General features: G+C 75.4%; 5 protein-coding genes. All 5 read right to left on the bottom strand.

Features of this window, described 5'->3' with window-relative positions; all coding sequences use genetic code 11:
• Genes ACLJQE_RS32750 through ACLJQE_RS32730 form a run of 5 tightly spaced genes read right to left on the bottom strand, consistent with a single transcriptional unit; the run spans position 1 to position 22638 of the window.
• Complete coding sequence (locus tag ACLJQE_RS32750; protein ID WP_410643396.1) at positions 1 to 252, bottom strand: acyl carrier protein; 252 nt, start codon at positions 250 to 252, stop codon at positions 1 to 3.
• 32 nt (positions 253 to 284) lie between these two features.
• The gene (locus tag ACLJQE_RS32745) at positions 285 to 1130 is read right to left on the bottom strand and encodes a 3-hydroxyacyl-CoA dehydrogenase family protein (protein WP_410643395.1); all 846 of its coding nucleotides are present in this window, start codon (positions 1128 to 1130) and stop codon (positions 285 to 287) included.
• A gap of 32 nt (positions 1131 to 1162) precedes the next feature.
• Complete coding sequence (locus ACLJQE_RS32740; protein ID WP_410643394.1) at positions 1163 to 10099, bottom strand: SDR family NAD(P)-dependent oxidoreductase; 8937 nt, start codon at positions 10097 to 10099, stop codon at positions 1163 to 1165.
• A gap of 7 nt (positions 10100 to 10106) precedes the next feature.
• Entirely contained in the window at positions 10107 to 14723 is a 4617-nt protein-coding gene (locus ACLJQE_RS32735; protein WP_410643393.1) for an SDR family NAD(P)-dependent oxidoreductase, read from the bottom strand.
• A 28-nt stretch (positions 14724 to 14751) separates the two neighbouring features.
• Entirely contained in the window at positions 14752 to 22638 is a 7887-nt protein-coding gene (locus ACLJQE_RS32730; protein ID WP_410643392.1) for an SDR family NAD(P)-dependent oxidoreductase, read from the bottom strand.
• Positions 22639 to 22664 lie beyond the last annotated feature (26 nt).

Below are 22664 nucleotides of genomic sequence, written 5' to 3'. Positions count from 1 at the left end.
TCAGCCCACCGTCGCGGCCGGGCGCAGGCGGCCGACCAGCTCGGTCATCGCCGCCGCGGTGCGGAAGTTGTCGATCCGCAGCTCCTCGTTGGGGATGGTGACGCCGAACGTCTTCTCCAGGTGCATCACCAGCTCCATGGCGAACAGGGAGTTGATGTAGCCGAGCGAGAAGATGTCCTCGGTCGCGGTGATCCCGGCCTGCGGGAAGCGGCCGGTGATGAAGGCGAGGATGTCGCCGGTGGTCTCGGACATGGCAGGTTCTCCTTCTGCGTCGGTGAAAGGGGTCAGGAGCTGTAGGTGTAGAAGCCGCGGCCGCTCTTGCGGCCGTGCAGGCCGGCGTCGGTCATCTGCTTGAGCAGCGGGCAGGGGCGGTACTTGGAGTCGGCGTAGTGCTCGTAGAGCACCTCGACGCTGTAGAGGATCGTGTCGACGCCGATCAGGTCGGCCGTTTCCAGCGGGCCCATCGGGTGGCCGAAGCAGCCGCGGAACACCTCGTCGACCGACTCGGCCGTGGCGACGCCCTCGTGCACTAGGTAGGCGGCTTCGTTGACCGTCAGCATGAGCACGCGGTTGGACACGAAGCCCGACGCGTCCTTCACGTCGACCCAGCGCTTGCCGATGCTGGTGAGCAGCTCGCGGGTGCGCAGGATCGTCTCCGGCGTGGTGTGGAAGCCGGGGATGAGCTCGACGACGGGCTTCTGCGGCACCGGGTTCATGAAGTGCACGCCGATGACCCGGCCCGGGTTCTTGCCGACCGACGCGATCCGGGTGATCGGCACGGCCGAGGTGTTGGCGATGATCACCGTGTCCGGGCTGCAGACCTCGTCGAGCTCGGCGTGCACGGCGGCCTTGGTGTCCCAGTTCTCGGTGACGTTCTCGACCAGGATCTCGGTCTTGTCCAGCGCGGCCAGGCCGACCGCGGTGGTGATCCGGGCGAGGATCTCGTCCGCGTCGAGCGCGGGGCCGCCCATGAGCCGGCTGAGCCGGCAGTTGCGCGTGATCTCGGCCCGCGCTTCGTCGAGGATCCGCTCGTCGGTGTCGACCAGCACGACCTCGTGGCCGGCGGCGGCGAAGTCCTGTGCGACGCCGATGCCCATCACGCCGGCGCCCACCACTCCCGTGACTGCCATGACTGTTCCCTTTCTGTGGAAGGACTTCTGGTTCAGGCCCGGCGCCGTCGGGCGGCCGCGGCCTTGATGCCGGAGCGGCGCAGCTGTCCCTGCGCGTGGCTGTCCGGTGCGGGTTCGGCGGGCTCCGGGCCGCCGGCGGCGATCTTCGCGAGCGCGGTGACGGTGGGGGCCTCGTGGATGATGTGCGGCGGCAGTTCCGCGTCCGGGAACGCCCTGCGCAGCGTCGTCAGCAGCGAGATGCCGAGCAGGGACGTGCCGCCGAGTTCGAAGAAGTTGTCGGAAGCGCCGACCCGGTCCAGCCGCAGCGCTTCGCACCACGCCTGCGCCACGGCACGTTCGGCGTCGCCCTCCGGTTCCTGGAACGGCGTGACCAGCTCGGGCCGCGGGTGGCGATCGGCCGACGCGCCGCCGTTCGCGGCCGAGGTCACCGCGTCGACGCTGAACCGGGCCGCCACGGCCGTCACCGCCGGAAGGTCCTGAGTGGACACGACCACGTGCGGTTCGCCCGAGGCCAGCGCACGCAGCAGCGTGCGCCAGCCCTGCTCGAAGTCGATGCCGAACTTGGCGCGGTGCTCGCGGAAGTAGGTCTGGATGTCCTCCTCGTACCCGGAAAGCCCGTCGTCCCAGGCGTTCCAGGTCCATTCGCCCCACGAGATCGACACCGTGCGGCCGCCGTGGTGAGCCGCGTAGGCGTCGAGCCACGCGTTGCCGGCGCAGTAGTCGACCTGGCCCGGACCGCCGCCGGTGACCGACGTGATCGAGGAGAACAACGCGACGAAGTCCAGGTCGAGCCCGGCGGTGGCCGCGCTGAGCGCCCGTGACCCGGGCAGCTTCGGCGCCAGGACCTGGTCGGCGTCGCCGGGTTCCTTGAACTGCATCAGCCCGGTGCCCGGCACGCCCGCGGTGTGCAGGATGCCGTGCAGTGCCCCGAACCCGTTGACGGCCACGGCGACCGCGCGCCGGACGTCGGCCTCTTCGGCGACGTCGCCTTCGACGACGGCGACCTCGCCGCCGAGCGCCTCGATCGCCAGCACCCGGGCGACGCGGTCGCGGATCGTGCCGGGCACCTCGTCGGAGCCGTCGGCGATCCCGGCCCAGCGCTCGCGCGGCGGCAGCCCGCGGCGGCCGAACAGCACCAGTTTCGCGTGGCTGTCGCGGGCCAGCCGCTCAGCCATCGCCAGCCCGATCCCGCCGAGGCCGCCGGTGATGAGGTAGACGCCGTGCTCGCGCAGCACCGACCGAGCCTGCTCGATCGGCTGCGGCGCCAGGATTTCGTAGCCGGGCAGCCAGCGCCGTGACCCGCGCAGCGCGACCGTGCGGCCGGGGGCGGGGCGGTGGAGCTCGGCGACCACCGCGGCGGCACCGGCGGCCGCGTCGACGTCGATCAGCCGCGTCCGCACGCCCGGGTACTCCATCGGGATCACCAGGTTCGGGCCGGTGAGCGTGGCCGCGTCGGGCCGGAGCTCGCCGTCGTGCAGGACGCGCTGGGTGCCGGTGGCGGCGAGGTCGAGCGTCCAGCCGCCGAGCCCGAGCTCGCCGGCGGCGCGGGCCAGCGCGACGAGCGTGTGCAGGCCGAGGGCCAGCGGGTCGCCGTCGTCGTCGAGGTTCCACAGGTGGACGACGCGGTCCAGCCTCGTCCCGCCGCGCTTGAGGTCGCGCAGCAGTTTCAGCAGGTCGTCCACATCGCCCGGGCGGACGGTGGCGTCCGGGCCCGGCCGGTACCCCGCGCCCGGCCGGACCACGGTCACCGGGTCGCCGGTGCGGCGGATCCCGTCGAGGACGTCCTCGGCCAGGCCGGGACGGGCGAACACCAGCCAGGACGCCACCTGCGGCGCGGCGGGCGCGGCCGAGGTCTGGCGCCACACGGGCAGGTTGATCCACTGCTCCTCCGGCAGCAGCGGGATGCGGTCGAACTCTTCCAGCGGACCGTCGGAGCCGGGCGTCGTCACCCGGGTGGTCCCGGCGGCGGGGGTCGCCTCGATCCAGTAGCGCTGCCGCTGGAACGGGTAGGTCGGCAGCGGTACGCGGCCCGGGGCGGTGCCGCGGTAGACCGGCGTCGCGGTGCCGCGGCCGTGGTAGGCGGCCCAGTCGAGGTCGGCGCCGAGCAGCCACAGCCGGGCGAGGCCGTCGGTGAGCACCTCGTCGGCCGGCCGCGGGTCGTCGGCGGCGGGCAGCGTGGCGGTGATCAGCGGCCAGCGGCTCGCCGGGCTCAGCCCGCGCAGCAGCGCGCCGAGCGACGGGCCGGGGCCGATCTCGACGACGGCCAGGTGCTCGTCGGCCAGCAGCGCGGTCGCGGCGTCGGCGAACCACACGGTCTCGCTCATGTGCCGGGCCCAGTACCCGGGGTCGGTGACCAGTTCGGCGGTCGCGGGTTGGCCGGTCACGTTGGACAGGTAGGGCAGCTCGGGTGCGTTGAGCGTGACGTTCGCGGCGATCCACGCGGTCAGCCCGGCCGCGGCCGGCGCCAGCATCCGCGAGTGGAAGGCGTGGCTGGTGCGCAGCGGACGGCACGGGACGTCGGCGGCCCGCAGGTCCTCGGCCAGCCGCTCCACGGCGGCCGGTGCCCCGGCCACCACGACGAGCTCCGGCCCGTTCACCGCGGCGACGTCCAGCTCCCGCGCGGCGAGACCGAACCGCGCCTCCAGCTCGGCGGCGGACAGCGGCACCGCGGCCATCGCCCCACCCGGCAGTGCGGCGATCAGCTCCGCGCGCTTGGCGACCAGCGCCAAGGCGTCCTCGAGCGAGAGCACCCCGGCCAGGCAGGCGGCGACGTACTCGCCGAGGCTGTAGCCGAGCATCGCGGCGGGCCGCAGCCCCCAGTCCATGAGCGTCCGGGCCAGCGCGTAGTCCACGGCGAACAGCAGCGGCTGCGCGAGTTCGGTGCGCTGCAGCCGCTCGGCGCGGGGGTCTTCGCCGTCGGCGCGGCCCAGCAGCGCGGCCAGGCTCGGTCCGCCGCCGCGGGCCCCGGTGACGAGATCGCCGTCGACGTCGAGGTGCGTCAGGCACTCGTCGAGGTGCGCGCGGAACACCGGCTCGCGGCGGTACAGCTCGCCGGCCAGGCCGGGGTACTGCTCGCCGACGCCGGCGAAGAGGAACGCCACCGGCCGGTCCTGCACCGGCTCGACGCGGGCGGCGGGGGCGCCGGCCAGTGCCGCGGCTGCACCGTCCACATCGGACGCCACGACGGCACGCCGGTGTTCGAAGGTCTTGCGGCCCTCCTGGAGCGTGAACGCGACGTCGGCCAGCCGCGCGTCCGGGGTGCCGGCGAGGTGCTCGCCGAGCCGCCGGGCGGCGGTGTCGGCGGCCTCGGCGGTGCGGGCCGACACCGGCAGCACCTGGTAGCGGCGCTCGGTGTCCGGGTCGCCGGGAAGCGCGGCGGGCCGGTCGGGCGGCTGTTCGACGACGACGTGCACGTTGGTGCCTCCCATGCCCAGCGAGTTGAGCCCGGCGATCCGCGGGCGGCCGGTGGCGGTGTGCCACGGCGCGAGCTCGGCGGCGACCCGGAACGGGCTGTGCTCGAAGTCGATCTCCGGGTTCGGCGCGGTGTAGTGCAGCGTCGGCGGGATCAGGCCCTCGCGGACGACCAGTGACGCCTTGATCAGCCCGGCCGTGCCCGCGGCCCGGTCGAGGTGCCCGACGTTCGGCTTCACCGAACCCAGCGCGCAGTACTGCTTCTCGGCGGTGTCCCCGAACGCGCGGGTCAGCGCGGCGACCTCGATCGGGTCGCCCAGCTCGGTCGCGGTGCCGTGGGCTTCGACGTAGCCGACGTCTTCGGCCGCGACCCGCGCGTCGGCCATCGCGTCGGCGATCACCCGGGACTGCCCGCCGACGCTCGGTGCGGTGTAGCCGACCTTGAGGGCGCCGTCGTTGTTCATCGCCGAACCGCGGATCACCGACCAGATGTGGTCGCCGTCGCGCAGGGCCGCACCGAGCTTCTTGAGCACCACGACGGTGGCGCCGTCGCCGAACATGCTGCCGTGCGCCTGGGCGTCGAAGGTGCGCACGTGCCCGTCCGGCGATTCCTGGCCGCCGGGGGAGTGCAGGTGCCCGATCCGGTCGGGCACGCGGACCGAGACACCGCCCGCCAGGGCCATTTCGCAGTCACCGGCGCGGATGCTGCGCATCGCGGTGTGCACCGCGACCAGTGACGTCGAGCAGAACGTCTGCACCGCCATGCTCGGGCCGCGCAGGTCGAACAGGTAGGACACGGTGGTGGTGAGCGCGTCCTTGTCGTTGCCCATCACCAGCTCGTAGATGCTGGCGTCGGCGTCGGAGGTGAACTGCCCGGCGATGCCGAGCAGGTAGGTCGAGAGGTTGCAGCCGCCGAAGACGCCGACCCGGCCGCGCTCGCCGGGCCGCGCGTACCCGGACTGCTCCAGCGCTTCCCAGCAGACTTCCAGGAACAGCCGCTGCTGCGGGTCGGTCAGCGCCGCCATGCGCGGGCTGAGGCCGAAGAACGCGGCGTCGAAGCCGGTGACGTCGTCGAGCACCGGCCGGGCCGGCACGTAGGCCGGGTCGCGGACCTGCGCCGGGTCGACGCCGGCGGCGATGAGCTCGTCGGGGCCGAAGAAGGTGATCGACTCGACGCCGTCGCACAGGTTGCGCCAGAACTCGTCCACCGTGCCCGCGCCGGGGAACCGCCCGGCCATGCCGACGATGGCGATGTGCCGGCCCAGCTCGTCGTCGTCCGGATCCGCGGCGACGACCGGTGCGGCCGGGGCCACGGCCTGCGCGGGAGCCTGCTCGGCGAGGGTGGCGGCGAGCGCCTGGACGGTCGGCAGCTCGAACAGGGTGACGGTGGGGATGGCGACGCCGAAGCGCTCCTTGACCAGCGCGAGCATCTGCAGGGCGAGCAGCGAGTTGCCGTTGAGGTCGAAGAAGTTGTCCCGGGTGCCGACCGGCTCCACCCCCAGCACGGCCGACCAGACCTCGGCGAGGCCGCGTTCGGTGGCGGTCATCGGCGGGGTGTAGGGCTGGGGCAGGTCGGGCCGCGGGAAGCGGTCGGCGGTCGTCGTTTTCGCGGGCTTTGCGGTGCCGGGAAGCCGCTCGCCGAGGCCGCCGGCGGCGACGATCACGGCCGGGCCGGCGTGCGCGGTGAGCTGGTCGAACGCCGTCAGGGCCTGCGTGCGGCTCATGGCGTGTGCGGCCATGGACGCGCCGAGCCGGGCGTCGAGCCGTTCGAGGGTGCCCGGCCAGGTGTCCCACGCGGCGGCGAGCCAGCCGGGACGGCCGTGGGCCTCGGCCAGCAAGGCCGCGTTGGCGGCGGCGTAGCTGCCGAAGGTGACGCCGCCGAGCAGCGCCGAGGTGGACGAGAACAGCAGTGTCCACTCCGGACGGTCGGTGGCCGGCAGCTCGGCCAGGGCCGCGGCCAGCACCCGGGCCCCGCCGACCTTGGCGGCGAAGTGCCGGGCGATCCCGGCCTCGTCCACTTCGGACAGCGGACGGAAGCCGGCCGGGTCGGAATCCGCGGCGGCGTGGACGATGCCGTCGTAGCGGCCTTCGGCGAGCAGTGCGCGCACCGCGGCCGGGTCGCCGACGTCCACGCGAGGGGTGTGCACGTCGGCGCCCAGCGCACGCAGCCGGGCCACGGCCGCGTCGGTGCCCCCGCTGCGGCCGGCCAGGACGAGCCGGCGCGCGCCGCGGGTGACGAGGTGCTCGGCGACGGTGAGTCCCACGCCGCCGAGGCCGCCGGTGATGAGGTAGCTGCCGCCCTGGCGGATCGCCGGTGCGCCCGCCGGTGCGGCGGGGCGGTAATCGGGGACGAGCCGGTCGTCGCCGCGGTAGGCGACCAGCGGGCTGCCGGGGGAGCGCAGCTCGGCGGCGAGCACGGCCGCGGCTTCGGCGGGGCCGTGGGCCGCGTCGAGGTCGACGGTGCCCGCGTCGAGGTTCAGGTACTCCTGGTTCGCGACGACCGGCAGCACGGCCACGGCTGCCTGCGCCGGGCGCACCCGCCCGGATCCGGCGGCCTGCCCCGCGCGGGTGGCGAGGAGTACGCGGACCGCGCGTGAGCCGTCGCCCGCCGACGTCGCGAGGGTGCGGGACACCGCGTGCACGGCGGCCACGTCGTCGTCGAGGTCGAGCACCGACAGGTCGACCACCGTGTCGGCCTCGGCCGGCGTGACCACCACCTCGCCGAGCAGCGCAGTCAAGGCAACAGCGACACCTCCGGAATCCGGCAGGATCGCGACGCGGCCCGTCGTGCCGTCGGAGGGTGCGGGCTGCGGCCGCCACGACGGCGTCAGCAGCTGCACGTGCCCGTCGGGTTCGGCGGTGAGCCGGGGGACTTCCGGGGTGACGGTGCCGGGCGCGTCGATCCAGTAGCGCTCGCGCTGGAACGGGTACCCGGGCAGGCCGACCCGGCGGGCTTCGCGGCCGCCGCGGACGCCGGTCCAGTCGAGGTCGACCCCGGCCAGCCACAGCCGCCCGGCCGCCTCCGCCAGCGCCGTGGTGGCCGGGGCCGGGTCGTCGGCGCCGGGCAGCGTCGGGATCACCGACGACCAGCGCTTCGGCGCGCACGCCCGGTGCCCGCGCACCATCGCGCCCAGCGACCGGCCCGGGCCCAGCTCCAGCAGCACCGTGTCCTCGTCGGCCAGCAGCGTGGCCAGCGCGTCGTCGAACCGGACCGGGGCGCACATGTGCTCGGCCCAGTAGGCCGGGTCGGTCGCCTGCGCGTCGGTGACCAGCTCGCCGGTCACGTTGGAGACGTAGGGGATGGCGGGCGCGGAGAGCGTGACGTTCGCGGTGACCCATGCGGTCAGCGCGTCGCGCACCGGCGTGAGCTGCCGGGAGTGGAAGGCGTGCGTGGTGGCCAGTGGCCGGCACGGCACGTCCTCGGCGGCCAGCGACACCCGCAGCGCGTCGACCGCCTCGGCGGTGCCGGACACGACGGTCAGCCGCGGCCCGTTCAGCGCGGCGATGTCGAGGTCCGTTCCCGCGATCCGGGCACGCACCTCGTCCTCGGACAGCGGCACGGCCGCCATCGCGCCGCCGGGCAGCGCGGCCATCAGCTCCGCGCGGTGCGTCACCAGCGCGAGGGCGTCCTCGAGCGAGAGCACTCCCGCCAGGCACGCGGCGACGTACTCGCCGAGGCTGTAACCGGCCAGCACCGAAGGCTCGACACCCCACGAGCGCACGAGCTGCGCCAGCGCGTACTCGACGGCGAACAGCGCCGGGTGCAGCACGCCGGTGCGGTCGCCCGCGCGCTCGCCGCCACCCGCGCGGCCCAGCAAGGCGGCCAACCCGCCGGAGCCTTCCCGCTCGCCGAGCATCCCGTCCAGAACGGACGGGGCCAGGAGCGCGCGGCAGCGGTCCAGCTCGGCCCGGAACACCGGCGCCGACGCGTACAGCTCGGCGGCCAGGCCCGGGTACTGCTCGCCGGTGCCCGCGATGAGGAACCCGACGCGGCGGCCGGTGCCGGCGCCGCTCGACGCCGACACCCCGCCCTCGGCCAGCAGCCGGGCCGCCTCTTCGGCGGAACCGGCGACCAGCATCCGCCGGTGCCCGAACGTCGTGCGTCCACTTTGGAGAGTGTGGGCGACGTCGGCGAGCGCGTCGCCGGAGCTCTTCAGGTGGGCGGCCAGGTTCGCGGTGGCCGCGTCGGCGGCCGCGGCCGAGCGGGCCGACCAGACCAGCAGCTCCGGCCCGGCCGGCGTCGCGGCGGGCACCGGCAGCGGCGCCTCCTCCAGCACGACGTGGGCGTTCGTGCCGCCGATGCCGAACGCGCTGACCCCGGCGCGGCGCGGGGTGTCCGTGCGCGGCCACGGCGTGCGCTCGGTGACCACGGTCAGCTCGGCGCCGCCCGCGGTGAGCTGCGGGTTGGGCGTGCCGAGGTTGCGCGTCGGCGGGATCTCCTCGTGGTGCAGCGCGAGGGCGGCCTTGATCAGGTTCGTCACGCCGGCCGCGCGGTCGAGGTGCCCGACGTTGGTCTTCACCGAGCCGATCCGCAGCGACCGGCCCGCGAAGACCTGCTGCAGCGCGGCGATCTCGGCGGCGTCGCCGAGCGCGGTGCCCGTGCCGTGCGCCTCGACGTACCCGATGTCCGCGGGCGCCAGCCCGGCCGCGGCGAGCGCCTCGGCGATCACCGTGGCCTGGCCCTCGACACCGGGCGCGGTGAAGCCGACCTTGCGGCCGGCGTCGTTGTTGACCGCCCAGCCGCGCAGCACCGCGTACACCCGGTCGCCGTCGGCGAGCGCGTCCTCCAACCGGCGCAGCGCGACCACGCCGACGCCGCCGCCGAGCGGGGCGCCCAGTCCCGCGGCGTCGAACGCCCGGCATTCGCCGTCCGGCGGGGCGATCCCGCCCTGCTGGTAGAGGTAGCCGACGCGGTGCGGCACCCCGATCGACACGCCGCCGGCCAGCGCGACGTCGCATTCGAAGTTCGCCAGGCTGCTCGCCGCGACGCACACCGCGACCAGCGACGTCGAGCACGCGCTCTGCACGCTGAACGCGGGGCCGGACAGGCCCAGTGTGTGCGAAACCCGGGTGGCCAGGGTGTCCTTGTCGTTGCCGAGGGCGATGGCGATCTCGCCCATTTCGCGAGCCGCGTCGGCCGGCGTCAGGTTGTGGGTCAGGTAGGTGCTCCACGCGCAGCCCGCGAACACCCCGATCGCGCCGTCGAACCGCGCCGGGTCGCAGGCCGCGTCCTCCAGCGCGTGCTGGCTGTGCTCCAGGAAGAGCCGGTGCTGCGGGTCGAGGATCTGGGCTTCCTTCGGGTTGATCCCGAAGAAGCCCGCGTCGAAGTCCTCGACGCCGCGCACGACGGCTCCCGCCTTGACGTAGGCCGGGTCGCCGAGCCGGTCGGCGGGCACGCCCGCGGCCAGGAGTTCCTCGTCGGTGAAGCGGGTGATGCCGGAGCGGCCGGCGCGCACGGTTTCCCAGAGGGCGCTGACGTCGTCGGCGCCCGGGAAGCGGCCGGCCATCCCGACCACGGCGATGTCCGTGGGGGAGAGCTCGCTGCTGGTGTCGGTCACGGTGTCCTCATTTCCGGGTGCCGGCCAGGCGGGTGCCCGCGCGGCGGCGCTGGCCGCGCGCCGAGCCGGTGGTCGCCGCCCGCGGGGCGGGGGAGTCGGTGTCGGTCAGTGCGGCGGCGAACGCGGCCACGGTGGGGTGGCCGAAGAGGACGGCGGGGGCGATCGGCAGGCCGAGGCGCTTCTCCAGCGCCGCCACCATGGCCATGCCGACCAGCGAGTTGCCGCCGAGGTCGAAGAACGGGTCGTGCACGCCGACGGCGTCGATGCCCAGGAACTCGCCCCAGACGCCGGCGATGTCCGCCTCGAGCTCGCCGCGCGGGGCGGCGTACTCGGTGCGCAACGGCGGCCGCGGGTACCGCGTGGCCGGCGCCGGGGTTGCCTCCAGGAGCCCGCCGAGGTCGTTGAGCGCGGCCAGCTCGCGGCGGGCCGCCGTCAGGTCCTGGCGCAGCGCCACGACGGTGCCGCGGACGCCGTGGCCGGCGAGCTTGTCGAGGACGGCACAGCCGGCTTCGGCGGTGAAGCCGTAACGGCGGCGGTAGGCGAGGCGGGCCTCGCCGGTGGCCGCGTCGGCCCAGGCGTCGTGCTGCCAGTGACCCCACGCGACGGTCACCACCTGGGTGTCCGCTGTGGACAGTGCGGCGCCGTGGGCGTCGAGGACGCTGTTGGCCGCGCAGTAGTCGGCTTCGCCGATGCCGCCGACGACCGTGACGATCGAGGAGAACAGGACCAGGCGCCGGGGCCGGGCGGCCAGGAGCGGGCCGACCGCCTGCACCTTCGGGGCGATGGTCCGGCGCATGTCCCCGGCGGTCCGGCGCTGGGCCAGCCCGCCGCCCGGCAGGCCGGCGGCGTGCACGATCGAGTCGAGCTCGCCGAAGCGCGTCTTGGCTTCGGCCAGTGCGGCGGCCAGCTGCTCGGGAATGCCCGTGTCGGCGGCGAGCAGGAGCACCTCCGCCTCGGCCTCGAGGTCCGCGAGGTCGCTCTGGTCCGCGTCGCCGGTGCGGCTGATCAGGGCGAGCTTGCGGGCGCCGTGGCGGGCGAGGTGCTTCGCCACGATCAGGCCGAGCCCGCGGGTGCCGCCGGTGATCACGTGCGTGCCGCCCCAGTCCGGCGGGACGTCGCCGAGGGTGATCTCGGAGTACTCCTGGAGGCGACGGCGGCCGCCGCGCCGGCCCGCGAGCACCGGTTCCGCGGCGGGGTCCTCGGGCCACGGGCGGGCCAGCTCGTCGAGCAGGTGCGTGGCCGGGGTGCCGGGTTCGACGTCGACGCCCCGCCACCGCAGGCCCGGGTACTCGGCGCGGACGCCGCGGCCGAGCCCGTGCACGAGGGCGGCGTCCGGGTCGGTGAGGTCGCCGCCGGTGATCTCGGCCGCGCCGGTGGTGACGGTCAGCAGCCGGACGTCGTGGCCGTCCAGGGCCTGGACGGTCCGGAGGAGGTCGTCGAAGCCGCCGTCGTGCACGACGTGCAGGGGCTGGGGCAGGGTGGCCGGGTCGGTGCCGACGGTCATCCCCGCGTTCGCGGCCAGCGTGGCGAGTTCGCTGTTCGTCGTGATCAGCGAACCGTGCGGAGTGACCGTGGGCCGGGTGGGGTCGAGGCGCCAGACCGGGGTGTAGAGCCGGCCGGCCGCTTCGACCGGTTCGGGGGCTTCCCGCGTCGCCGCCGGCCAGAACTTCGTGCGCTGGAAGGGGTAGGTGGGCAGGGAAACGATCCGGCCGCCCTGCCGCAGCGTGGTGAAGTCGACGGCGACGCCCAGTTCCCACAGCCGGGCGAGGGTGTCCAGCAGCGCGGTGCCTTCGGCGGGGCGGTTCTCGACGGGCCAGGGGGCGGGGAGGGTGCCGAGCACGGCCGGGCGAGCCGGGCCGGTGAGGTTCTGGCGGACCAGGCCGCCGAGCGTCTGGCCAGGGCCGATCTCGACGTAGGCGTCGACGTCCTCGCCGGCGCAGTGCCCGACGCCGTCGGCGAACCGCACCGGGCGGCACAGGTGGCCCGCCCAGTACCGCGGGTCGACGGCTTCGGCGTCGGTGAGCACGGTGCCGGTCGCGTTCGAGACGATGGGCACTTTCGGTGCCTGCCGGGGCACGGAGGCGACCAGCTCGGCCAGCTCGTCGCGGGCGGGCTCCAGCAGGGTCGAGTGGAACGGGTGGGCCGAGCGCAGGGTCCGTGCGGCCAGCCCGGCTTCCTTCAGCTGCGCGGCCGCGGCTTCGACGTCTTCCGGCGCTCCACTGAGGACGGTCATCTGCGGGCCGTTCAGCGCGGCGACGTCGACGCGCATCGGGCTGAGCGCCTCGGCGATCCGGCTCGCGGACGCGGCGACGGCGAGCATCCGCCCGGCCGGTGCCCGCCCGATGAGCCGGGCCCGCCCGGTGACGACGTACAGCGCGTCGGCCAGGCTGAAGACCCCGGCGAGACAGGCGGCGACGTACTCGCCGAGGCTGTAGCCGACGAGCAGGCCGGGCCGGACACCCCGGTCGGCGAGCAGCTGCGCGAGCGCGTACTCGACGGTGAAGAGCAGGGGGTGCGCGACCTCGGCGCGGTCGAGCAGCTCATCGGCGGCCCCGGCGCCGAGGAACGCCGTTGCGGTGGCTGGTGGTTCGGGGTCGGGGTCGGGGTCGGCGAAGAAGGCGGCCCGCAGGTCGACCCCGCAGCGCTCGGCGGCGATGGCGCAGCATTCGTCGACGGCCCGCGCGAAGACGGGCTCGTCGCGGTAGAGCTCCCGGGCGAGCCCGCGGTACTGGTCCCCGACACCGGGCAGGAGGAAGGCGACCTTCGGGGCGCCGGGCTTGCGGTGGACACCGGGAGACTTGGCCGCGGCGGCCAGCTGCCGGGCGGCATCCTCGACGCTGGTGGCGACGACCGCCCGGCGGTGGTCCAGGTGCGCGCGGCCTTCGCGCAGGGTGTGGGCGAGATCGGCCAGGGTCACGTGCGCGGCCGGGGCATCACTCGTGCTTGCCGGGGCATCTTGCGTGCTTGCCGGGTCGACTCGCGTGCCTGGAGGGTCGGCTTGCGTCCTTGGAAGGTCGACCTGCGTGCCTGGAGGGTCGACTCGCGTGCTTGAGGGGTCGACTCGCGTGCTTGGAGGGTCGGCTTGCGTGCTTGGAGGGTCGACTCGCGTGCTTGGAGGGTCGGCTTGCGTGATTGGGGGGTCGACTCGGGTGGCTGGGGTGAGGGGCTGGGCCAGGCGGGTCAGGTGGGTGGCCAGTGCGGTGGCCGATGCGGCCGAGACCGGGATCAGCTCGGCGACCTGCGATGCCGCCGCCGGGTGGGGCGCGGCCGGGGGTGCGGCTTCGAGGACCAGGTGGGCGTTCGTGCCCGACCAGCCGAACGAGCTGACCCCCGCCACCGCCGGGCGCCCGCGGTCCGGCAGCGGGGCCGGCGCGGTGGACGGCCGCACCGTCTCGTTCGCCAGCACCTGCTCCGCCGGGTCGGTCATGTGCAGGTTCGCCGGCACTTCGCCGTTCTCCAGCACCAGGACCGTCTTGATCAGCCCGGCGATCCCCGCCGCGGTGTGGGTGTGGCCGATGTTGGTCTTCACCGCCCCGACCGTCAGCGGGCGGCCGGCGGGACGGCCGCCGAACACGTCGCCCAGCGCACCCAGCTCGATCTCGTCGCCCAGCGGGGTGCCCGAACCGTGCGCTTCCAGGAAGTCCACGTCGTCCGGGGAGGCACTCGCGTCGGCCAGTGCCCGGCGGATCACCTCGACCTGGGCGCCGCGGTTGGGTGCGGTCAAGCCGTTGCTGCGGCCGTCCTGGTTCACCGCCGAACCCCGGATCACCGCGCGGATGCGGTGGCCGTCGCGCAGGGCGTCGGACAGCCGGGCCAGCACCACCATCCCGCCGCCCTCGCCCATCATGTAGCCGTCCGCGCTCGTGTCGAACGTGTGGCAGCGGTCGGTCGGCGACAGCAGGGCGTTGCGGCTGCTGTAGACGTACAGGAACGGGTGCAACGCCAGGAAGCCGCCGCCGGCCAGTGCGTAGTCGCACTCGCCCGCCCGCAGCGCGCGGGCCGCGAGGTGCACCGCGACCAGCGTCGACGAACACGCCGTGTCCAGCGAGAACGCCGGCCCGCGCAGGTCGAAGTGGTACGCCAGCCGTCCCGCGACGACACTGGCGAGGCTGCCCTGGCCCATGTACGGGTCGGCGTACACGCCGGTGCCTTCGCGCTCCGCCTCCACCTGGCCGTACTGGAAGGCGTCGGAGAAGCCGAGGAGCACGCCGGTGCGGCTGCCCGCGAGCCGCGGGGCCGGGGTGCCCGCGTCGTCCATCGCCTCCCACGCCAGCTCCATCAGCAGCCGCTGCTGCGGGTCCATCCGCAGCGCCTCCTGCGGGGCGTAGCCGAAGAACCCGGCGTCCCAACCGTCCACTTCGGACAGAAAGGCGCCGCGGCGGCCGGTGCCGGGCGCGTGGTCGAACCGGCCGGCGGGCACGTCGCCGACTTCGGCCGCGCGTCCTTCGCGAAGCAGCCGCCAGTACGCTTCGACGTCCGGGGCGCCGGGGAACCGGCAGGACATGCCGATCACGGCGATGGGCTCGCTCTCACGGGCCTCGTACTCGGCCAGCCGGCGGCGCGCGCCCGCGAGCTCGGTCGTCGCTCGCTTCAGGTAGTCGCGAAGCTTCTCTTCGCCGGTCATAACCGAACCCCTATCCGTTCGCAAAAGATCACAGCTTGTCGATGAAGGCGAAGAGCTCGTCGTCGGAGGCGAGGCCGAGCGCGGGCTCCGCGCCGAGCCCGGCCAGCGCCTCCCGCAGCACCTCCGCCAGCTGCGCGCGCTCGTCGGCGCCCGCGCCGGGCAGGACTTCGCCGAGGGCCTCACGCAGCCGCTGCGCCGGGTCCGGCGGCGGCGGAAGCAGCTCGCCGAGCAGGTGCGCGGCCAGCAGCTCCACGGTCGGGTGGTTGAACAGCAGCGACGCGGGCAGCCGCAGCCCGGTGCCGGCCCCGATGCGGTTGCGCAGCTCCACCGACGTCAGCGAGTCGATCCCCAGCTCGCTGAACGGCTTCGCCACCTCGACCGACGCGGGCGACCGGTGCCCGAGCGCCGTGGCCACCTCGGTGCGGACGAAGCCGGTCACCGTCGCGGCCGCGGCCTCCCGGTCCAGCCCCGCGAGCTGCCCCGCCAGGCCGGTCGCGGGCGCCAGGCCGGCCGAGACGGCGACGGCCCGCCGCGAAGGAACGAGACTCCGCAGGACGGCGGGGATTTCGCCGGCCGCCCGCAGGGCCGCGGTGTCCCACCCGGAGGCCACCACCGTGCCGGACATCCCGAGGGCGGCGTCGAACGCGGCCAGCCCCTGCGCCTCGGTGAGCGGGCGGACGCCGGTCAGCCGCGCGCGGTCCGCGGCGGTCATCGCGGCGGTCATGCCGGTGGCCGTGTCCCACAGGCCCCACGCGATCGACACGCCCGGCAGCCCGCGTGCCGCCCGGTACCCGGCCAGCGCGTCGAGGGAAGCGTTCGCGGCGGCGTAGTTCGCCTGGCCGCGGTTGCCGAGCACGCCGGCGATCGAGGAGAACAGCACGAACGCGGCGAGCGGCTGGTCTTCGGTGAGCTCGTGCAGCAGCCAGGCGGCATCGCGCTTGGGCCGCAGGACGGTGTCGAGGTGCGCCCGCGTGAGCCCGGTGATGGTCGAGTCGTCGAGGAGGCCGGCGGCGTGGACCACCCCGGTGAGGGTCTCGCCCGCCAGCACCGTCCGGAGCGCGGCGCGGTCGGCGACGTCGGCCGCCACCACCCGGACGCGGGCGTCGAGCCCGGCCAGCCGGGCCGGGACGGCGCCGCCGCGCCGCGAGACGAGCAGCAGGTCACGCACGCCGTGCGTGGTCACCAGCCGTTCGGCGACCAGCGCGCCGAGCCCGCCGGTGCCGCCGGTCACCAGGACCGTGCCACCGCCGAAGTCCACAGTGGAGGGTTCGGCCGCGCACCGCGCCAGCCGGGGCACGAGCACCACGCCGTCGCGCACGGCGAACTGCGGCTCACCGGCGTCGAGCGCCGCGGCGAGGGGTGCGCCGGGCCGGGCGCCGGCCAGGGCGAAGCGGCCGGGGTGCTCGGCGATCGCCGACCGCACCAGGCCCCACACCGGCGCGCCTTCGGGCGAGCCCGGGTCCTGCAGGAACACCAGCTTCGAGCCGTCGCAGCGCTCGTCGAGCAGCCAGCGCTGCAGGAGGTCCAGCACGGCGGGCAGCTCGCGGGCGGTGGTGAGCACGACGGGCGGGACGACCTCCGGCAGCTCCGTGCCGATCACCGTCCACTCGCGGTCCGTGCCGTCACCGACCGGGGCCGGCGGCCATTCCACGCGGTACAGCTCGGCGGCCGCGGTCGTCCGGGCGGCGGGCCGCAGCAGCAGCGACTCCACCCCGCCGAGCGGGGTGCCGGCGGTGTCGTAGAGGGTGACTTCGACGCCGGTGGCCGCCGAGCCGGACAGCCGGGCCCGCACCGAACCCGGCAGCGGCGAGGTGACCCGCAGGCCGCCGAAGGAGAACGGGAGCAGCAGCTCGGTGCCCTCGAGGACGAGCGCGTGCAGCACCGCGTCGAGCACCGCGGGATGGGCGGTGTACTCGCCCTCGACGGGCAGGTCCACCTCGACGTACCGGTCGTCGCCGTCGCGCCACAACGCGGTGAGCCCCTGGAACGACGGCCCGTATTCGTAGCCGCGTTCGGCGAGCCGCGCGTAGGCGCCTTCGAGGTCGACGGGCTCCGCCCCGACGGGCGGCCAGACCGGCAGGGGAGTGGCGGGCAGGTGCTCCGGGCTCACCGTGCCGGTCGCGTGCCGGGTCCACGGCCCGGCGCCGAGTCGCGTGTGGACGGTCAACGGGCGGCGCCCGGTCTCGTCCGCGGCGCCGAGGCCGGCCTGGACCTCGACGGAACCCGAGGTGGGCAGGGCCAGCGGCGCTTCGAGCGTCAGGTCCTCGACGCCCGGGCACCCGGCGGCGGCCGCCGCTTCCAGGGCCAGCTCGGCGAACCCGGTGCCCGGGAACAGGACCGTGCCGCGGACGGCGTGCCCGGCCAGCCACGGCAGCGAGGTGAGCGAGAGCCGTCCGGTGGCCACCAGGCCGTCGCCGTCGGCGACCGGCGTGGGGGTGCCGAGCAGGCCGGCGGAGCCGTCGGTGAGCCAATAGCGCTGCCGGTCGAACGCGGAGGTCGGCACGTCCGGGTGGCGGGTGACCGGGCCGAGCAGCCGCGGCCAGTCCACGGCGGCGCCCCGCACGTGCGCGGCGGCGAGCGAAAGCAGGAACCGCCGGTGTCCGCCTTCCCCGCGGCGCAGCGTGCCCACCGCGGTGCCGTCGATGCCCGCGTCGGCCAGGATCTCCTGCACCGCCCCCGCGAGGATGGGGTGCGGGCTGACCTCGACGAACAGCGGCCGCCGGTAGCCGGCGAAGGCACGCACGGCGGCGTCGAAGCGGACCGGCTCGGCCAGGTTGCGGTACCAGTAGCCCGCGGTCAGCTCCGAGCCCGGCAGGAAGCCGCCGGTGCAGGAGGAGCAGATCGTGGTCGCGGTGTCGGCGGGCGCCGGCTCGCCGATCGCGGCGAGCAGCGCGTCGCGGACCGCCTCGACGTGCGGGGTGTGCGCCGCGTACGCCACCGGGGTGCGCCGGATCTGGACGTCCGCGCAGGCGGCCGCGAACTCCTCGATCGCGGCCAGCTCGCCGCCGACCACGGTGCCGGCCGGGCCGTTGTCCACGGCGGGCCACAGGCGACCGGCCCACGGTTCCAGGCGCTCCCGGACCTGCGCCACGGGCAGGCCGACGGCGAGGATGCCGCCGGTGCCGTCCAGTTCGGCGGTGAGGAGCCTGCTGCGCACGGCGATGATCCGGGCGGCGTCGGCGAGCGGGAGCGCCCCGGCCACGACGGCCGCGGCCAGCTCGCCCTGGGAGTGGCCGACCACCGCGGCCGGGGTGACCCCGGCGGCCTGCCACAGTCCGGCGAGGGCGACCATGACGGCGAACAGCACCGGCTGCACGACCTCGGTCCCCTCCAGGTCCGGCGCGCCTTCGGCGCCGGTGAGCACGTCGAGCACCGACCAGCCCGTGTGCGGGCGCAGTGCCTCGGCGGCGTCGGTGAGCAGCCGCGCGAAGCCCGCGTCCGCGGCGAGCAGCTCGGCGGCCATCCCCGGCCACTGCGCGCCCTGGCCGGGGAAGACGAACACCGGCGTGGCCTCGCCGGCCGCCGTGCCGGTCACGAGCGCGGGGTGCGGGGCGTCCTCGGCGAGGGCGGCGAGGGCCGCCACCAGCTCGGCCCGGTCGTCGGCGACGACGACCGCGCGGCAGGTCCCGGGACGGCGGCGGGCGAGCACCGCGGCGGTGGCGGCGAAATCGTCGTCGGCCGCGGTTTCGGCGTAGGCCCGCAGCCGAGCGGCCTGGCTGCGCAGGGCGGCGCCGGAGTGGGCGTGCAGGGCCCACACCAGCGGCCCGGCGGTCGCCGGTGCCGGCTTTTCGGCGGGTACGGCTTCCAGCACCACGTGCGCGTTGGTCCCGCTGATGCCGAAGCTCGACACGGCGGCGCGGCGGGGACGGCCGAGGCCGGGCCACGGCCGGGCCGCCGACAGCACCTCGACCCGGCCGCTCGCCCAGTCCACGTGCGGGCTCGGCTCGTCGGCGTGCAGGGTGCGCGGGATCGTGTCGTGCCGCAGTGCCTCGACCATCTTGATCACGCCGGCGACCCCGGCCGCGGCCTGGGTGTGCCCGATGTTGGACTTGAGGGAGCCGAGCCACAGCGGCGTTTCGCGGTCCTGCCCGTAGGTGGCCAGCAGGGCGTGCGCCTCGATCGGGTCGCCCAGCGCGGTGCCGGTGCCGTGGGCCTCGACCACGTCGACGTCCCGTGCAGACAGTCCCGCGGCCCCGAGCGCGCGGCGGATGACCTGCTGCTGGGCCTGGCCGTTGGGAGCCGTGAGGCCGTTGCTGGCGCCGTCGGACCCGGTTGCGCCGCCACGCAGCAGTGCCAGCACCGGGTGACCGTTCCGCCGGGCGTCGGACAGGCGTTCCAGCACGAGCATGCCCGCGCCTTCGGCGAAGGCGGTGCCGTCGGCGTCCGCGGAGAACGCCTTCGCGCGACCGTCGGCGGAAAGGCCGTTCTGGCGGGTGAAGTCGACGAGGTTGCCGGGGGCGGCCATCACGGTGACGCCGCCGGCGAGGGCGAGCGAGCAGTCGCCGCGGTGCAGCGCGTCGGCGGCCAGCTGGATCGCCACCAGCGACGACGAGCACGCCGTGTCGACGGTGAGCGCGGGCCCGCGCAGCCCGTAGGTGTAGGCGATCCGGCCCGACGCGACGCTCGGCGAGGTGCCGGTGAGGCGGTGGCCGTCGACGAGCCCGGTCGGCTCGTGCAGCCGCGGGCCGTAGTCCATGGCCATCGCGCCGACGAACACGCCGGTGTCGGTCCCGGCCAGTGTGTCCGGCTCGAGCCCGGCGCGCTCGATCGCCTCGTGGCTGATTTCCAGGAGCACCCGCTGCTGCGGGTCCATGGCCAGGGCCTCGCGGGGGCTGAGGCCGAAGAACGCGGGGTCGAACCGGTCGGCGTCGTGGAGGAAGCCGCCGAAGCGGGTGGCGCACGAGCCGGGCCCGGCCGCGTCGCCGAGGAGCGTGTCGAGGTCCCAGCCGCGGTTCGCGGGGAGCTCGGTGACGGCCTCGCCGCCGGCGTCGACCAGGTCCCACAGCTCGGCGGGGGAGGTGATGCCGCCGGGGAAGCGGCAGCCCATGGCGACGATCGCGATCGGGTCGTCGTGCCGCGGCCGCTCGATCTCCGCGGTCTCGACGGCGTCGCCGGTGCGCAGGTGCGCGACGAGGTGGCCGGGTGTCGGGAAGTCGAACAGCAGCGTGGTCGGCAGTTTGCGCCCGGTGGCGGCCTGCAGCCGGGTGCGCAGCTCCACCACGCTCACCGAGTCGAAGCCCAGGTCCTTGAAGGTGCACGCGGGGTCGATGCCGTTCGCGTCGGCGTGGCCCAGGACGGCCGCGGCGGTGGCGAGCACCAGGTCGGCCACCTGCGTGGGGTCGACGGCGACCGGTGCGGCGGCGGCCTCTTCGCCGAGCCAGTGCCGGGTCCGTTGGAAGGCGTACGTCGGCAGGTCGACCAGGCGCTCGCCCGGCACCTCCCACCGCACCGCCGCGCCCGCGACGAACGCTTCGGCGAAGCTGCGCCGCAGCCGGTCGCCGCCGCCGTCGTCACGCCGGAGCGTGCCGACGGTGGCCACGGTCCGGTCGTGTGCTTCGGCGGTCTCCTCGATGCTGCCGAGCAGCACCGGGTGCGGGCTGCACTCGACGAACCGTGCGCCGCCGGCGGCCAGCGCCCCGGCGGTCGCGTCGGCGAACCGGACCGGGCGCCGCAGGCTCTCGAACCAGTACCCGGCGTCGAGGCCCGCGGTGTCGAACGGCTCGCCGGTCAGCGCGGAGACGAAAGTGACCGGAGCAGACAGTGGCCGTACCGGCTCGAGGAGCCGCAGGATCTCCTCCCGCAGCGGGTCGACCGCCGCCGAGTGCGACGCGTAGCCGACCGGCAGGATCTTCGCGCGGCAGCCGTCGCCGGTGAGGGTGGTGTGCAGCCGCGTCAGTGCTTCGGACGGCCCGGACAGCACCACGGACCGGGTACCGTTCACCGCGGCGACCGAGACCCCGGCGGGCAGCAGCGGCCGGACGGTGTCTTCGGGCGCGCCGACCGACATCATCCCGCCGCCGCGCGGCATCCCGGCGATCGCGCGGCTCCGCAAGGCGACCACGCGGGCCCCGTCGGACAGCGACAGCGCGCCGATCGCGGTGGCGGCGGCGATCTCGCCCTGCGAGTGCCCGGCCACGATCGACGGCGTGAGCCCGGCCTCTCGCCAGACTTCCGCCAGCGACACCATGACGGCCCAGAGCGCGGGCTGGACCACGTCGACGCGGTCGAGGTCGGCGGTCCCGGCGCGCAGGTCGTCGATGAGGTCGCAGCCCAGGAATTCCGCGAGCGCGGCCGAGCAGTCCGCCAGCCGGCGGGCGAACACGGGGGAGTCGCGCAGCAGCGCGCGGGCCATCGCCGGCCACTGCGAACCCTGGCCGGGGAACACGAGCACGTCGGCACCGTCGACGGTTCGCCCGGTCACGACGTGCTCCGAGGGAGTGCCGCCGGCCAGCGACGCGAGGTCGTCGAACACGACCGCGCGGTGCTCGAAGACGTCCCGGGTGCGCAGCAGCGACCGGGCGACGTCACGGTGGGCGAGCTCCGGGTGGCCGGCGAGGTGGCCGGCGAGCGCGCGGGCCTGACCGCGGAGCGCGGCGGCCGAACGGGCGGACAGCACCAGTGGCGCGCCCTCGACGATGACGTCCTCGGGCGCCGCGGTCACCGGGGCCTCGGCCACGACGAGGTGGCAGTTGGTGCCGCCGACGCCGAACGAGCTGACGCCGGCGACCAGCCGGTCCTGCGGACGCGGCCAGTCCCGGGCCGCACCGACCACTTCGAGGTTGAGCGTCCCGAACGGGATGGCCGGGTTCGGCGTCGCGAAGTTGAGGCTCGGGGTGAGGCGGCGGTCCTTCAGGCACACCAGCACCTTCAGCAGCCCGGCGATCCCGGCGGCGCCTTCGAGGTGGCCGACGACGGTCTTCACCGAACCGACCGGCAGCGGCTCCGGGCGGTCCCCGGCGAAGGCGGCCCCGAGAGCTTCGGCCTCGATCGGGTCGCCGACCGGCGTGCCGGTGCCGTGCAGCTCGACGTACTGGACGTCGGCCGGCGTGACGCCCGCGTCGGCGCACGCCAGCCGGATCACCTCGGTCTGGGCTTCCGCCCGCGGCACGGTGAGGCCCGCGCCGCCGCCGTCGTTGTTCACCGCCCCGCCCAGCAGGACCGCGTGGACGCGGTCGCGGTCGGTGAGCGCGGCGCTCAGCGGCTTGAGGACCACGAGACCGCCGCCTTCGCCGCGGACGTACCCGTCGGCGCGGCTGTCGAAGGTGTGGCAGCGCCCCTGCGGGGACAGCGCGCCGAAGCGGTCCACGATCTCGGTACCCGCGGCGAGCAGGTTGAGGTTCACGCCGCCGGCGAGTGCGACGGCCGCGGTGCCGCGGCGCAGCTGCTCGGCCGCCAGGTGCACCGCCACCAGCGACGACGACTGGCCCGAATCGACGGTCAGGCTCGGGCCCCGCAGCCCGAGCACGTAGGAGACGCGGTTGGCGATGAGGCTGCGGTGGGTGCCGGTGAGCGTGTGCGGTCCGGCGCCGAGGCGGTCGTGCAGCAGCGCGTAGTCGCCCGCGATCGCGCCGACCACGACGGCGGTGCCGCTGCCGCGCAGCGTGCCGGGCGCGATCCGGGCGTCTTCGCACGCTTCCCACGCCAGCTCCAGCGCCAGCCGCTGCTGCGGGTCCATCGCCGCGGCCTCGCGCGGGGAGACGCCGAAGAAGGGCGCGTCGAATCCGTCCACATCGGACACGAAGCCGCCGCGCCCCGAGCTGTCGCCGTCCGTCCACCGGCCCGGCGGGACCGCGCCGACGGCCTCGCGGCCCTCGGCCAGCAGCCGGCGCAGCCGCGCCGGAGACGGGGCGCCGGGCAGCCGGCAGGACATGCCGACCACCGCGATCGGCTCACCGGGAGCAGGCAGGGAAGACATAGTTCACCCATCGTCGGAAGGGATCC

Source organism: Amycolatopsis sp. lyj-346 (assembly GCF_046548975.1).
Classification (GTDB): Bacteria; Actinomycetota; Actinomycetes; order Mycobacteriales; family Pseudonocardiaceae; genus Amycolatopsis.
Note: the sequence above shows the minus strand (reverse complement) of the source record. Positions and strands in the feature narration are given on the sequence as shown.